At 73.9% G+C, this 12,836-nt stretch carries 13 protein-coding genes; 7 read left to right on the plus strand and 6 right to left on the minus strand.

Features of this window, described 5'->3' with window-relative positions:
• Positions 1-55 precede the first annotated feature (55 nt).
• The 3 genes from ACFWH7_RS04095 to ACFWH7_RS04105 all read right to left on the minus strand — a co-directional run bounded on the left by ACFWH7_RS04095 (position 56) and on the right by ACFWH7_RS04105 (position 3,306).
• A complete protein-coding gene (locus ACFWH7_RS04095; RefSeq protein ID WP_378215169.1) occupies positions 56-382 on the minus strand; it encodes a hypothetical protein in 327 nt (108 codons plus the stop codon).
• 87 nt (positions 383-469) lie between these two features.
• Entirely contained in the window at positions 470-2,263 is a 1,794-nt protein-coding gene (locus ACFWH7_RS04100; RefSeq protein WP_378215170.1) for a siderophore-interacting protein, read from the minus strand.
• A complete protein-coding gene (locus ACFWH7_RS04105; protein ID WP_378215171.1) occupies positions 2,263-3,306 on the minus strand; it encodes an ABC transporter substrate-binding protein in 1,044 nt (347 codons plus the stop codon). Before ACFWH7_RS04105 ends, ACFWH7_RS04100 begins: the two co-directional genes overlap by 1 nt.
• Before the next feature lie 171 nt (positions 3,307-3,477).
• Here ACFWH7_RS04105 and ACFWH7_RS04110 point away from each other — a divergent pair, with 171 nt between their 5' ends.
• Entirely contained in the window at positions 3,478-4,311 is an 834-nt protein-coding gene (locus ACFWH7_RS04110) for a helix-turn-helix domain-containing protein (protein ID WP_378215172.1), read from the plus strand.
• On the opposite strand, the gene ACFWH7_RS04115 is transcribed toward ACFWH7_RS04110, so the two are convergent.
• Positions 4,266-4,844, minus strand: a complete 579-nt coding sequence (locus ACFWH7_RS04115; protein ID WP_378215173.1) for a dihydrofolate reductase family protein — start codon at positions 4,842-4,844, stop codon at positions 4,266-4,268. The genes ACFWH7_RS04110 and ACFWH7_RS04115 overlap by 46 nt on opposite strands.
• A gap of 67 nt (positions 4,845-4,911) precedes the next feature.
• Positions 4,912-6,066 carry an ROK family transcriptional regulator gene (locus ACFWH7_RS04120; RefSeq protein ID WP_378215174.1) on the minus strand — a complete coding sequence of 385 codons (1,155 nt, stop codon included), beginning with the start codon at positions 6,064-6,066 and terminating at the stop codon, positions 4,912-4,914.
• Between the two features lie 143 nt (positions 6,067-6,209).
• On the opposite strand from ACFWH7_RS04120, the gene ACFWH7_RS04125 reads away from it, so the two are divergent.
• From ACFWH7_RS04125 to ACFWH7_RS04150, 6 genes are read left to right on the plus strand one after another with little or no spacing between them, the layout of a single operon-like run.
• Positions 6,210-7,259 (plus strand): substrate-binding domain-containing protein, encoded by a 1,050-nt coding sequence (locus ACFWH7_RS04125; protein ID WP_378215175.1) that lies wholly within the window; start codon positions 6,210-6,212, stop codon positions 7,257-7,259.
• Positions 7,256-8,272, plus strand: a complete 1,017-nt coding sequence (locus ACFWH7_RS04130; protein ID WP_378215176.1) for an ABC transporter permease — start codon at positions 7,256-7,258, stop codon at positions 8,270-8,272. Before ACFWH7_RS04125 ends, ACFWH7_RS04130 begins: the two co-directional genes overlap by 4 nt.
• Complete coding sequence (locus ACFWH7_RS04135; RefSeq protein ID WP_378215177.1) at positions 8,269-9,033, plus strand: ATP-binding cassette domain-containing protein; 765 nt, start codon at positions 8,269-8,271, stop codon at positions 9,031-9,033. The genes ACFWH7_RS04130 and ACFWH7_RS04135 overlap by 4 nt, the downstream gene beginning before the upstream one ends.
• 7 nt (positions 9,034-9,040) lie before the next feature.
• On the plus strand, positions 9,041-9,925 hold the full coding sequence (locus tag ACFWH7_RS04140) for a sugar phosphate isomerase/epimerase family protein (protein ID WP_378215178.1): 885 nt from the start codon (positions 9,041-9,043) through the stop codon (positions 9,923-9,925).
• Positions 9,926-9,939: 14 nt separating this feature from the next.
• Positions 9,940-10,818 (plus strand): sugar phosphate isomerase/epimerase family protein, encoded by an 879-nt coding sequence (locus ACFWH7_RS04145; RefSeq protein ID WP_378215179.1) that lies wholly within the window; start codon positions 9,940-9,942, stop codon positions 10,816-10,818.
• Positions 10,808-11,497: a nucleoside/nucleotide kinase family protein gene (locus ACFWH7_RS04150; protein WP_378215180.1), complete on the plus strand. Its 690-nt coding sequence runs from the start codon at positions 10,808-10,810 to the stop codon at positions 11,495-11,497. Before ACFWH7_RS04145 ends, ACFWH7_RS04150 begins: the two co-directional genes overlap by 11 nt.
• Here the strand turns inward: ACFWH7_RS04150 and ACFWH7_RS04155 are convergent.
• On the minus strand, positions 11,473-12,612 hold the full coding sequence (locus tag ACFWH7_RS04155) for an endonuclease/exonuclease/phosphatase family protein (protein ID WP_378215181.1): 1,140 nt from the start codon (positions 12,610-12,612) through the stop codon (positions 11,473-11,475). The two genes, ACFWH7_RS04150 and ACFWH7_RS04155, sit on opposite strands and share 25 nt — an antisense overlap.
• Positions 12,613-12,836 lie beyond the last annotated feature (224 nt).

The following is a 12,836-nucleotide window of genomic DNA, read 5'->3' on the forward strand; positions in this document are numbered from 1 at the left end:
CGACGGCGAGGCTCGGGCGTTTCCCTACTCCGGTGTCGTCGATTCGGTGCTGGTACTAGTGTTCGCCGTCGAACCGCATCAGCTGACGACCGTGGTCCGATTCCCAGATATGACCGACCCAATGGATGTCGTGCGCATCGGTCCGGCGTCCGGTGACCAGGCGCAGCGCGACGTCCTCCCAGGCCGCACGTGCCGCATCGCCGACGTAGAACGTGAGGCCTTCGGGGTAGACGTCGGTGACCACGATGGCGCCGGCGGCGAGCACCTCGTTCCCGATCCGTCGGGTGACGCGCCGCGGGGTGCGGCGATAGATGACATCATCCGGCGCGCGCAGGGACCCATCGGGAAGCTCTTCGGGCTCGACCGGCCACTGACTGTCCACGACAGGAGACTAGGCGGAACCACATCATGATCCCGGCCAGCACACCCGGGCGCCCGCCTCGCGACCTGCGGCGGCGCCACGGCTGCGTCACCGAGGAGACGCGCGTTCGGCGTCCTCAGCCGCCAGCTCGACTCGTTCGACACCCCAGCCGAGCGCCTCGTGCCGTGCGACCCGCCAGCCCGCGCGCTCCGCGAGCCGGGCGACGTCGTCGGGCGTGCGGGGCGCCGAGCCGGTCGTCGCCAGCGAGAGCAGGGCGTGCTCGTGCGCGTGCGGGTTGAGCCCGTCCGGCGTGAAGTCCTCCACGAGGACGGCGCGCGGGGCGGCAGCGCGCATCGCGACGAGGAGGTCGACGACCTCGTCGTCGGTGCGGTGCCCGGCCCCGAGCGCGCTCACGGCGACGTCGGCCGCGGGCCACGCGTCGGCCGTGGCGTGCGCCGTCGCGGCTCCCGCCTGCTCGCGCAGGACGCCGAGCGGGACGGCGTCCTCGACGAGCGTCGTCGCGCGCTCGCCCGGCACGTCGGCGAGCAGGTCCGCGACGACGAGTGCGCCGGGACCGCCGAGCGCGACGGACCGGACGTCCGCCCAGACCGGCCACGTGCCGAGGCCGGTGAGCACGTACGGGAGCACGTCGGCGCCCTCGACGACCTCCGCGGCGCGGTCGGCGTCCGCCTCGACCTCGGCGCGCAGCGTCCGGCCCCGCGAGCGCGACCACGCCGGGACCCGGTCACGCAGCGCGGGGGCGAGCGCGGCGAGCGCCAGGACGGCGTCCGCCTCGAGCCCCTCGTACTCCTCGCGCTCGTGCTCGTCGTCGAGGAGGTCCTCGCCCGCATCGCCGAGGGCGACCTTGTCGCCGTCGAGCGTCACGACGCCCGACGCCGCGAGCACGCCCACCAGAGCACGTACCGCGCCCGGCGCGACGCGCGCGACCTCGGCGAGGGTCGCGACGTCGCGGGGCCCCGCGCCGAGCTCGTCGAGCATGCCGAGCTGCAGCGCGGCGCGGGTCGCGAACCAGGGCACGGGAGACGGGACCCCCGTGGGCTGCGGCTCCGCCTCGGCCGCAGGCCCCTCGCTCGGCGCCGGGGTGGCGGCCGGCTCGGCGTGCCAGTAGCCCGTGACGTCGACGTGCGTGCGCGGGACGGCGCGCTCGCGGGTCAGGTAGCGCCGTACAGGCAGGAGCGCGCGGCTCTCGCTCGCGGCCCACGCGTAGACCTGGCCGGGCCACCACTCCAGGGCGCGCACGGCCTCGTCGAGCGCGGAGCGGTCGCCCTCCGGCGCGACGACCCACCGCACGGTGTCGCCCTCGCGCAGCGCGAGGTCCTGCCGGGCCGACTCGGCGCCGATCGTCACGACGACCTGCACGGGCACGTCGACCGGTCGCTCGTCGAGGAAGCGCCCGATCGCGGGCAGCGCCGTCTCGTCGCCCGCGAGCAGGGCCCAGTCGACGTCGTCGGGCCAGACCGTCGAGGCCTTGGGCCCGACGAACCACAGCTCGGTGCCGGGTCGCGCCGCCTGGGCCCATGCCGCGGCCGGGCCGTCGCCGTGCAGCACGAGGTCGAGGTCGAGCTCGCCCTCCGCCGCGTCCCAGCGGCGCGGCGTGTAGTCGCGACCCTGCCGGTTCGGCGCGGGCGGCCAGTCGATGCCGTGCGCGCGCTGCACCGGCAGCGCGGACGCGACGTCGCCGTCGGACGCGAGCACGATCTTCACGTGGTCGTCGAACCACGGCGCGTCGAACGCGGGCATCGGCAGGCCGTCGCGCTCGAAGGTGCCGAGCTCGGGCCCGACGAGCGTCACCCGGCGCATGCGGGGCGTCACGTCGACGACGCGCGCGACCTCGACGCGCCGCAGCACCAGCGGGTGCGTGCGCAGGCGGTGCTGGGCCATCAGGAGAACTGCTCCTCGACGACGTCGAGCAGGGCCATGGCCTCGTGGTAGTCCCCGCGGATCGTCCACGTGGGCAGCTCGCGGGCCGTGCCGGCCGCGAACGACGGCAGGCCCGCGTAGACCGGGTCGGCGGCGAGCGCGTCGAAGTCGATCTCCGCGCCGTTGAACCCGATGACGAACACGTTCGGCGCCGTGACCACGGACGTCACCTGCTCGGCCGAGACCTCGAACATGTCGCCCCCGGGCGTGTACGGCTCGGCGCCGGTCTGCTCCTGGATCGGCTGGATCGCGAAGCCGAGCTCGGCGAACGTGTTCGGCAGCGCCTCGCCCTCGATGAGCGCGAACGTCTTGCCCTCCGAGGTGAGAGCGAGGAACGCCGTCTCGCCCTCGGGGACGGTGATGGCGTCCGCCACCTCGGCGACGCGGGCGTCGTACCCGGCGACGAGCTCGTCGTACGTCGCGGCGTCGTCGAACACCTCCTGGGCGAGGAACGCGAACTGCTCCTGCCACGTCGTGTAGGTGCCGCTGACGAGGACGGTCGGGGCGATCTGGCTCAGGCCGTCGTAGACGTCGGTGGCCTGCTTGAGCGGGAAGCCCCAGCCGCCGCCCACGATGAGGTCGGGCTCGAGCGCGAGGATCGCCTCGAGGTTGTAGCCGTCCGCGCTCCACTCGATGAGCTCGGTGCCGTCGGCCTCGGCCTCCTCGACCCAGAACGTGGAGAACGCCGGGTCCGGGTCGTCGGTCACCTCGGGGACCGTGGCGAGCACCGGCACGTCGAGCGCGTAGAGGTACCCGGCGAGGGCGTGGTTGAGCACGACGACGCGCTGCGGGTCGGTGGGGACGGTGACGTCGCCCTGGTCGGTCGTCACGACCCGCTCGGCGGCGGTCTCGGCGGCGGTCGTGCCGGGTTCCGCGGACGGCTCGGCGCCCGCCTCCGACGGCGTCGTGTCGGCGGAGCAGCCCGCCAGCGCGAGCGTCGCGGCGGCGACGAGCGCGCTCAGCGCGGCGAGGGGACGGCGGGCGGGGCGACGTGACGACAGCATGGAACCTCACACTCGGCAGCAGGGACGCGGGGGCCGCACGGCGTACCGGGGCGCACCTCGCGAGGTTAGGCTAACCACACCTGGCGGACGAACCGCGTCCGAACATGACACGACCCGTCCCGAAGACGACACGGCGACCTGGACCCGCGAGCCCGGGGGAGAGGAGCGCGCATGACCCCGACCGCGCTGGGCGCCGTCGTCCCCGAGCACTCCGTCCGCTTCCTCGGGCACGACACCCACGCGCACGACGAGCCGCACCTCGTCCACGTCGTCGCCGGCACCGCCGAGCTCGTCGTGGACGGTGCGCCCCTGACCCTGCGGACGCACGAGAACCTCTGGCTCGCCTCGCGCGTCCCGCACGCGATGCGCCTGCCGGGCGACTCGATGGCGCTCGGCCCCGTGCTCTCGCCCGGGGTCGAGCCGCCGACGCGCGTCCACCGCCTCGGCGTCGTGCCCGCCCTCACCACCGTGCTCACGGCCGTCCTGTGCGCGGGCCCGGCGACGCCCGAGCAGGTCGCACCGTTCCGCGCCGCCCTCGAGGATGTCCTGCGGGGGCTCGCGGGCGACTACTTCGTCCTCCGGCTGCCGGTGCACCCCGTCGCGCGGGCCGTGGCGGAGGAGGCCCGCCGGGGCGTCGCGACGCTCGACGAGCTCGCGGACCGGCGCCGCGCCAGCGCGCGGCACGTCCAGCGCCTCTTCGTCGAGGAGACCGGGCTCGCGTTCGGTCGCTGGCGCACGCGCGCCCACCTCAACGTCGCCGTCGCCCGGCTGCGCGGCGGGTCGCACCTCGACGCCGCGGCCCGTGCCGCGGGCTACGCCTCGCGCGCCGGCCTCCTGCGCGCGCTGAGCCGGGAGACCGGGCTCCCGGTCGCCGACCTCGCGCGCGACCCGGTCGCGGCGCTCGCGGCCCCTCCCCCCGAGGGTTCGGGGGGACCGGGTCGTGCCGGCGAGCGCGTGAGCTATGCCTGCCCGGCCGTCGGACCCGCCGTCCGGACGACCCGGTAGCGCAGCGCGGTCCGCGTGCCGAGCTCGTCGACCCGCACCTTCTCCAGCGCGGCGGGCGCCTCGCCGTCGAACAGCCGGACACCGCCCCCGAGGAGGACCGGCATGACCTCCACCGCGAGCTCGTCGACGAGCCCGGCGGCCCAGAGCTGGCGGAAGACGTCGGCCCCGCCGATGAAGGTCACGTCGCGCTCGCCCGCTGCGTCGCGGGCCTGCCGGACCGCCGACTCGACGCCGTCCGTGACGAACGTGACCCACAGCCGCTCGTTGCGCTTCGGCGCGACCGGGGGCGCCGTGTGGGTGACGACGAAGATCGGTACCTGGAACTCGTAGCCGTCCGCGTAGCCGTCGGGGTCCGGGGCCATGTCGTACGTGCGCCGGCCCATGAGGACGGCGCCCGTCCGCTCCTGGAGCGCCCGCAGGTACGCGCTGCTCGCCAGCTCCTCGAAGTCCGCGTAGAGCGCCTCGATGCTCCCGTCTGCGTCCTGGACGTACCCGTCGAGCGACACCGCCGCTCCTGCGACCACCGTGGCCATGCGTCCTCCTTCGTCCGTGATCGTCGGAGGTGAGACCGGACCGCGAGCCCGGACTCATCGGCAGCGGTCAGGCGGCGGCGAGGATCCGGTCGAGCGAGTCGGGCACGAGGAGCGTGTCGATGGCGATGAGCGTGAGGCCGGAGACCCCGGCGAGCTCGCCGAGCTCCGAGCGCACGATCTGCAGGTCGCGCGTCGCCAGGGGGAGGGTCTGCTGGTAGACGCGCTCGCGGATACCGGACATCAGCACCTCCCCGCACTCGGCGAGCTGTCCGGACAGGGCGATGAGCCGCGGGTTGAGGATGCTGACGAGCGACGCGACCCCCTCTCCGATCGTGCGGCCGGCCGCGCGCACGAGGCGGACGGCGTCCATGTCGCCCTGCGCGACGAGCGCCGCGACGTCGCTCGTGCGGTGGACCTCGTGCCCGAGCTCCGTGAGCTGCCGCACGAGCGCCCACCCCGCGGCGTACGTCTCGAGGCAGTCGAGGTTGCCGCACCGGCACTGGCGCGGCTCGGCGTCCGGGTGGCCCGAGCGCGTGTGCCCGATGTCGCCGGCGGCTCCCTTCTCGCCGCGGACGATCTCGCCGTTGAAGACGAGGCCGGCACCGATCCCGGTGCCGAGCTTGAGGGCGATGAGGTTGCGCAGGCCGCTGCGGCGGGCCTCGGCGACGGCGCGGGCGTTGACGTCGTTCTCCACGACCACGGGTCCGCGGTAGCGACCCTCGAAGGCGGCCGCGATGTCGAACCCGTCCCAGCCCGTCATGATCGGAGGGTTCACGACCCGGTGGGCGTCGAACTCGACCGGACCGGGCACGCCGATCGCGACCGCCCAGACCTCGTCGGGGTGGGCGAGCGCGTCGAAGCCCTCCTGGACCATCGCGAGGACGGTCTCCGGGCCCGCCCACACCTCGACGTCGTAGGAGGCGTGCTCGATCGGCTCTCCCGCGAGGTCGCACACGGCGAGCGTGAAGCCCATCGCGCCGATGTCGGCGGCGAGGACCTTGGCGCGCGCAGCGTTGAAGGCGAAGCGCGTCGACGGTCGGCCGCCGTTCGACTCGGCGCCGCCGATCTCCTGGATCAGGCCCGCGCGCTCGAGCGTGGCCAGCCGCTGGTTCACCGTCGAGCGGGACAGCCCCGTCCGGTCGATGACGTCGATCCGACTCAGCGGACCGCCCGACCGGAGCAGGTCGAGAAGTTCCCCGGCATGACCCGTCTGCTGCGCCACCGCGTCTCCCTCCGTCGTGTGGGGCTCAGGTTACCGCCAAGCGCATCACATTCGCACCCTACTTTTGGGTTGACGGCAATCAAAAGTGCCCGTACTTTCGTGTTCAGCGGCACGCAGTAGTGCCTCTGACCCAAGGGAACGACATGTCTCACGACTCCTCGAAGTTCAGGTCACTCCTTCTCGCGGCCGCCACGACGACCGCGACGGCCCTCGTGCTCACGGCGTGCGGCAGCGCCGGGGACGAGAGCGGCACCGGGTCGCCGAGCGCAGGCGCGGGCGACGCCTCTCGGGTGGCGGCCGTCATCAAGGGCCTCGACAACCCGTTCTTCCAGGCGATGGAGCAGGGGATCGAGGACACGGCGGAGGACTCCGGCGTCGAGGTCACGATCCAGGCGGCTGCCGACATCGGCGACACGACCGGGCAGGCGGACAAGCTCTCCGCGCTCGCGGGCCAGGACTTCGGCTGCTTCGTGGTCAACCCGATCTCGGGCACCAACCTCGTGCAGGCCCTCGCACCGATCGCCGCCGCGGGCACGCCGATCGTCAACATCGACAACCCGCTCGACCCCGACGCGGCCTCCGCGGCGAACATCGAGCCGGCGACGTACATCGGTACCGACAACGCCGCCGCGGGCGGCAAGGCCGGCGACTTCGTGCTCGACAACGTCGACGCCGGTGCCCAGGTCGCGATCATCGGCGGCGTGTCCGGCGACGTCACGAGCGCCGCCCGCGTCGACGGCTTCAAGGAGACCGTCGGCGACCAGGTCGAGGTCGTCCAGGAGGAGGCCGCCGACTGGAAGCGCGAGGTCGCGCTCACCAAGGCGACCGACATCCTGGCGGCGAACCCCGACGTCAAGGCGTTCTTCGCCGCGAACGACGACATGGGGCTGGGCATCGTCAAGGCGGTCGAGAACGCGGGCAGGTCCGGCGACGTCGTCGTCGTGAGCGTCGACGGCAACGAGGACGCGCTGCAGTCCGTGCTCGACGGCGGCCTGTCCGCGACGGTCGCGCAGTACCCCTACGCGATCGGCTCCCTCGGGCTCCAGGCGTGCACCCTCGCCGCGGCGGGCACCGACCTGCCGGACACCGTCGAGTCACCCACCGCGCTCGTCACCCCCGACGTCGCGCAGCAGGCCCTCGACGCCTTCCCGCAGCCCTTCGAGGAGTTCGAGAACCCCCTGGAGGACCTGTGAGCGCCGCGAGCACCAACACGGCCGCACCCTCTCCGCCGGCCGCCGCGCCCGCGGGGCCGGGACGGATCTCGGCGTCCGTCGCCGAGGCCCGGCACATCAGCTTCTGGGCCGAGAACGCCGCCCCCATCGGGCTCGTCGCGCTGGTGGTCGTCTTCTCGATCCTCACCCCGACGTTCCTCACGCCGGGCAACGTCCAGGCCATGCTGGTCGCCGCCTCGATCCTCGTCATCCTCGCGGTCGCGCAGTCCTTCGTGATCACGACCGGGGGCATCGACCTGTCGATCTCCGCGACGATGACCGTCGGGGCCGTGTCGTTCGGCCTCGTCTTCCAGGCGGTGGAGTCCTTCTGGGTCGCGGTGCTCGCCGCGATCCTGGCCGCCACGGTGATCGGCGTGATCAACGGGCTCCTCATCGCCAAGGGCAAGGTCACCGACTTCATCGCGACGCTGGGCACGCTCGGCGTGGCGACCGGTGCCGCGCTCATCCTCACGGACGGCAAGCCGATCTCGGTGTTCTCGCCCGAGCTGCTGCGCCTGACCACCGGGAAGATCGGTGTCGTCGGGTACCCGTTCGTCGTCGCGGTCGTCGTCGGCGTCGTGGCCTGGTTCGTCATGTTCCGCACCCGCTACGGCCTGCACGTGCAGGCCGTCGGCGGCAGCGAGGAGGCCGCGGTCGCGAACGGCGTCAAGGCCGCCCGGGTGCGCATCGCGGTCTACGTGTGGGGAGCGGCGCTCGCCGGTCTGGCCTCGATCCTGCTCGTCGCGCGCATCGGCGCCGCCGAGCCCGCGATCAACACGAACTACCTGCTCAACTCGATCGCCGCGGTCGTCCTCGGCGGGGTCAGCCTCACCGGCGGCCGTGCCAAGATCGTCGGCCCGATCCTCGGCGCCCTGCTGCTCACGGCCCTGACCAACGGGCTCACGCTGCTCGCCGTCTCGCAGTTCTACCAGCCGCTCGCCGTCGGACTCGTCGTGGTCCTCGCGGCCCTGCTCACGAGGTTCCAGAAGCGATGACCACCACTGACGCAGCCACGGACACCATCCTCACCGCCGAGGGCATCACCAAGTCGTTCGGCGGGGTGCACGCGCTCAAGGGCGCCTCGATCACGATGCGTCGCGGCGAGGTCACCGCGCTCATCGGCGACAACGGGGCGGGCAAGTCGACCCTGGTGCGCTGCCTGTCGGGGATCCATCGACCCGACGCAGGCACGATCACGCTGGACGGCCAGGAGGTCGACCTCGCCTCGCCGCTCGCGGCCCGCGCGCACGGCATCGAGACCGTCCAGCAGAACCTGGCGCTCGTCGAGGACCTCACCGTGTGGCAGAACTTCTTCATCGGCCGGGAGATGACCAAGGGCGTCGGCCCGTTGCGGGTCCTGGACCGCAAGGCGATGCGCGACAAGGCGTCGACGCTCCTGTCGGGCCTCGCGGTCAACGTGCCGCCCGTGACGAGCCGCGTCCGGCGGCTGTCGGGAGGCCAGCGTCAGGCGGTCGCCATCGCGCGCGCCGCCGGCTGGGGCAGCTCGATCGTCATCATGGACGAGCCGACGGCGGCCCTCGGGGTGCAGGAGACGGCTCGTGTGGAGAACGTCGTGCGCAAGCTGCAGGACTCCGGGGTCGCCGTGCTCCTCATCAGCCACAACTTCGACCAGGTGCTGCGCCTGGCCCAGCACGTCTGGGTCATGCGTGCCGGGCTCGCCGTCGCGGAGCGGCGCGCGTCCGAGACCACGGGCGACGAGCTCGTCGCGCTCATCACCGGTGCCAAGGCCGCGTGACCGACGCATGACGACCAGCAACCCGCTCGGCGTCCACGCCGGCTGCTGGGGCTTCGACCCGAGTCCCGCCGCCGTGACGGCGACCGTCGCCGCGGCGGCCCGGGCGGGCTACGAGCTCGTGGAGCTGCCCGCCGTCGACCTCGCGACCGTCGACCCCGCGCCGGTGGCCGCGGCGCTCGCCCGGCACGGGATCGCGCCCGCCGTCTCGCTCGCCCTGGGGGCGGACGACGACGTCACGTCGCTGGACCCGGCCGTCGTCGCGCGGGGCCTGCACCGGCTCCGCGAGGCCGTCCGGTTCGCGACCCTCGTCGGCGCGACGTACGTGGGCGGCGTGACCCACTCGGCCATGCGCCGCTACCTCGACCGGCCCACCGCGGCGGGCCGCGAGCGGTCCGTCGCCACGCTGCGGACGGTCGCCCGCGAGGCAGCCCGTCACGGCGTCGTCCTCGGGGTCGAGTACGTCAACCGCTACGAGTCCAACCTGCTCAACACGGCCGCCCAGGCGGCGGCCTTCGTCGACGACGTCGGCGAGGAGAACGTCGTCGTGCACCTCGACACGTTCCACGCCGCCCTCGAGGAGGCGGACATCGCCGACCCCGCGGTGACCGCCGGGAACCGGCTCGGGTACGTCCACGCGAGCGAGAACCACCGAGGGGCCCTCGGCGCCGGGTCGCTCGACTGGCAGCGCCTGCTGCGCTCGCTCCTCGCCGCTGGGTACGCGGGCCCGATCACGGTCGAGTCGTTCTCGAGCTCCGTCGTCGGACCGGACGCGTCCGTGGACATCGCCCTGTGGCGGCCCCAGTGGGACGACCCCGACACGGTCGCCGCCGCATCCCTCGACTTCCTGCGTGCCCAGCTCGCCGCCGCGCGGGCCGCGCTCGCCACCCAGTGAACAAGGAGAGACTCATGACCGACCGACCGACCAGCAAGCTGGGCGTCCACGCCCTCGTGTTCTCCGGCGGCACCACGCCCGAGGAGGTCACGGAGATCGTCCGTCAGGCCCGCGACGCCGGCTACGACATCCTCGAGCTGTCCCTGCACGACGCGCGCTCGCTCGACGTCGCGGCGGCCCGCGCCGAGCTCGACGCCGCCGGGCTGGACGTCGTCTGCTCGCGCGGGCTCGCGTTCGACGCCGACGTCTCCTCGGACGACCCCGCGGTCGTCGCGAAGGGCGCCGCGCTGCTGCAGGACTCGCTGCAGATCACGCACGGCCTCGGCGGGACGCACTTCACCGGCGCGCTCTACTCCGCGCTGGGGAAGTACGGTGCGCCGCTCTCGGCGGCCGGGCGCGCGAACGTCGTCGCGACGCTGCAGGAGCTCGCGAAGGAGGCCGAGGGCAAGGGGATGACGCTCGGGCTCGAGGTCTGCAACCGGTACGAGACGAACGTCGTGAACACCGCCGCGGACGCCCTGCGACTCGCCGACGACATCGGGGCGGACAACGTGCTCGTCCACCTGGACACTTACCACATGAACATCGAGGAGGACGACTTCGTCCGGCCCGTCCTGCTGGTCGGGGACCGGCTCGGGTACGTGCACGTCGGCGAGAACCACCGCGGCTACCTGGGCTCCGGCCACCTCGACTTCACGAGCTTCTTCCACGCCCTCGCCGCGATCGGCTACCGCGGCCCCGTCACGTTCGAGTCGTTCTCGTCGGCCGTCGTCTCCCCGACGCTGTCCAACGACCTCGCGATCTGGCGCAACCTGTGGGACGACGGCCCCGCTCTGGCCGCGCACGCGCGCCGCTTCGTCGCCGACCACCTCGAGGCCAACCGTGCCGCCTGAGGCGGGCTCCGAGGTCACCGACCTTCCCGCGCTCGTGGCGCGCGTGCGCGCGCTGCGCGGGGGGGCCGGCGGGCGGCGCGTGCTGGTAGGGATCACCGGCAGCCCCGGCGCGGGCAAGACGACGCTCGCGCTCCGGCTCGTGGAGGCGCTCGGCCCGGAGGCGGTGCACCTGCCGATGGACGGGTTCCACCTCGCGAACGCGACGCTCGACCGGCTGGGCCGCCGCGATCGCAAGGGCGCGCTCGACACGTTCGACGGCTGGGGCTTCGTCGGGCTGCTGCGGCGCGTCCGCGAGGAGTCCGACCACACGGTGTTCGCGCCGTCGTTCCACCGCGAGGTGGACGAGCCCGTGGCGGGCGAGATCGCGGCCGAGCCCTCGCACGGCGTCGTCGTCGTGGAGGGCAACTACCTCCTCGTGGCCGACGAGCCCTGGGGGAGGGTGCGCGACCTGCTCGACGAGGCGTGGTTCTGCAGCGGCGACGGCGACGAGCGCGAGCGCCGGCTGGTCGACCGGCACACGCGCCACGGGCGCACCGTCGAGGCCGCCACCGCCTGGGCGCGCGAGGTGGACGGCCGCAACGCGCTCCTCGTCGAGTCGACCCGGTGCCGCGCCGACCTCGTCGTGTCCGGGGCGATACCGCTCGACGTGGTGCCTCAGGCGAGGTCGACGTCGGCATAGAGGGCGGCGTGGTCGGAGGCGGCGTGCGCCGCCGACGTCATCGTGTCGTAGTGGGGGAACAGGGTCCCCTTCGTGCCGCCCCAGACGCCCATGCGGAACACCGAGCCTCCGACGGTGCGGTCGAACAGCGCGGGGGACAGCAGGACGTAGTCGATCTTCTGGCTCGCGGTCCCGTTGCCGTACGTGCCCGGCCTGCCGTCGCCGCGGAAGGCCGGGTGCTGGCTCACGTCGCGCAGGTCGGTCCGCTCCAGCAGAGGTCGCAGCGGGGTGGACGACGGCGTGTCGTTGAGGTCGCCCACGACCACGACGTTCTCCTCGCCGCGGGCGCGCAGCGCGGCGTAGATCGCGGCGGTGCGCGTCGCCTGGCGACGGCGGGTCGCGTCGGACTCGGCCTGCGTGCCGTAGCCCTTGGACTTGAAGTGGTTGACGAGCACGGTGAGCGTGCCGCCGCCGGGCAGCTCGACGACGTACTCGGGGCAGTCGCGCCCGAACACGAGGCGCCCGCGCGAGTCGCGGTCGTCGACGTGCGAGCGCACCGTCCCGATCCGGTACGGGCGCGTCGTGAGCAGCCCGACGTCGATGCCGCGGTCGTCGTTGCCGTCGATGACCATGACGTGGGGGTAGACCGGGCGACCGGCGCGCGTGACGACACCCGCGTCCGTGAAGTGCTTGAGCGCGACCCGGCTCTCGGCCTCGACGACGGCGAGGACGTCCGCGTCCACGTCGGCGACGACGCGCGCGGTGTGCGCCATGGCGAGCTCGTCGACCCGGTCCTTGACCAGGTCGACCCAGCCGACCCAGTCGCCGCGCCCCGTCGCGACGACCTCGGTGCGCGCCGTGCCCGCCGCCTGCGACCCCGTGCGGCGCACGAGCCGACCCCGCACCTGGCGCAGCACCGCGAGCGCCGCCGAGTCGGAGCGCAGCAGGCCCAGGGTCTCCAGGTGCTGCAGGATCTCCGCCCGCACGTCCGGGCCGTACTGCTCCTCGGCGATCAGCGCGTTGACCCGGGCGTGCGCCGCCAGGACCGGGTTGCCGCCGGTAAGGGGGCCTGCCATCGCGCGCGGGCGCTCGAACAGGTTCTCGACGTTGAACGTCCCGATCCGGAACCTCGCCATCGTGGTCTCCCTCGCACGGTCCGGGACCCGAGGTGGGTGCGAGACGCGGACCGGCTCTACCGGGAGGGAGGGCGCACCGCCCGGTCCCGGACGGTCGACGGCGTCGCGCTCCCAGGGCACGGGGCGCGGGCGTGGGGAAGCCCGCCCCGGGTGGACCCCCCCCGCCGCGGGGGCCGGGGTCCCCCCGCGGGGTCGGCGCGGGGGCCGCGCGCCCTCGGGCGGGG

The organism is Cellulosimicrobium cellulans, assembly GCF_042723955.1.
Taxonomy (GTDB): domain Bacteria; phylum Actinomycetota; class Actinomycetes; order Actinomycetales; family Cellulomonadaceae; genus Cellulosimicrobium; species Cellulosimicrobium cellulans_H.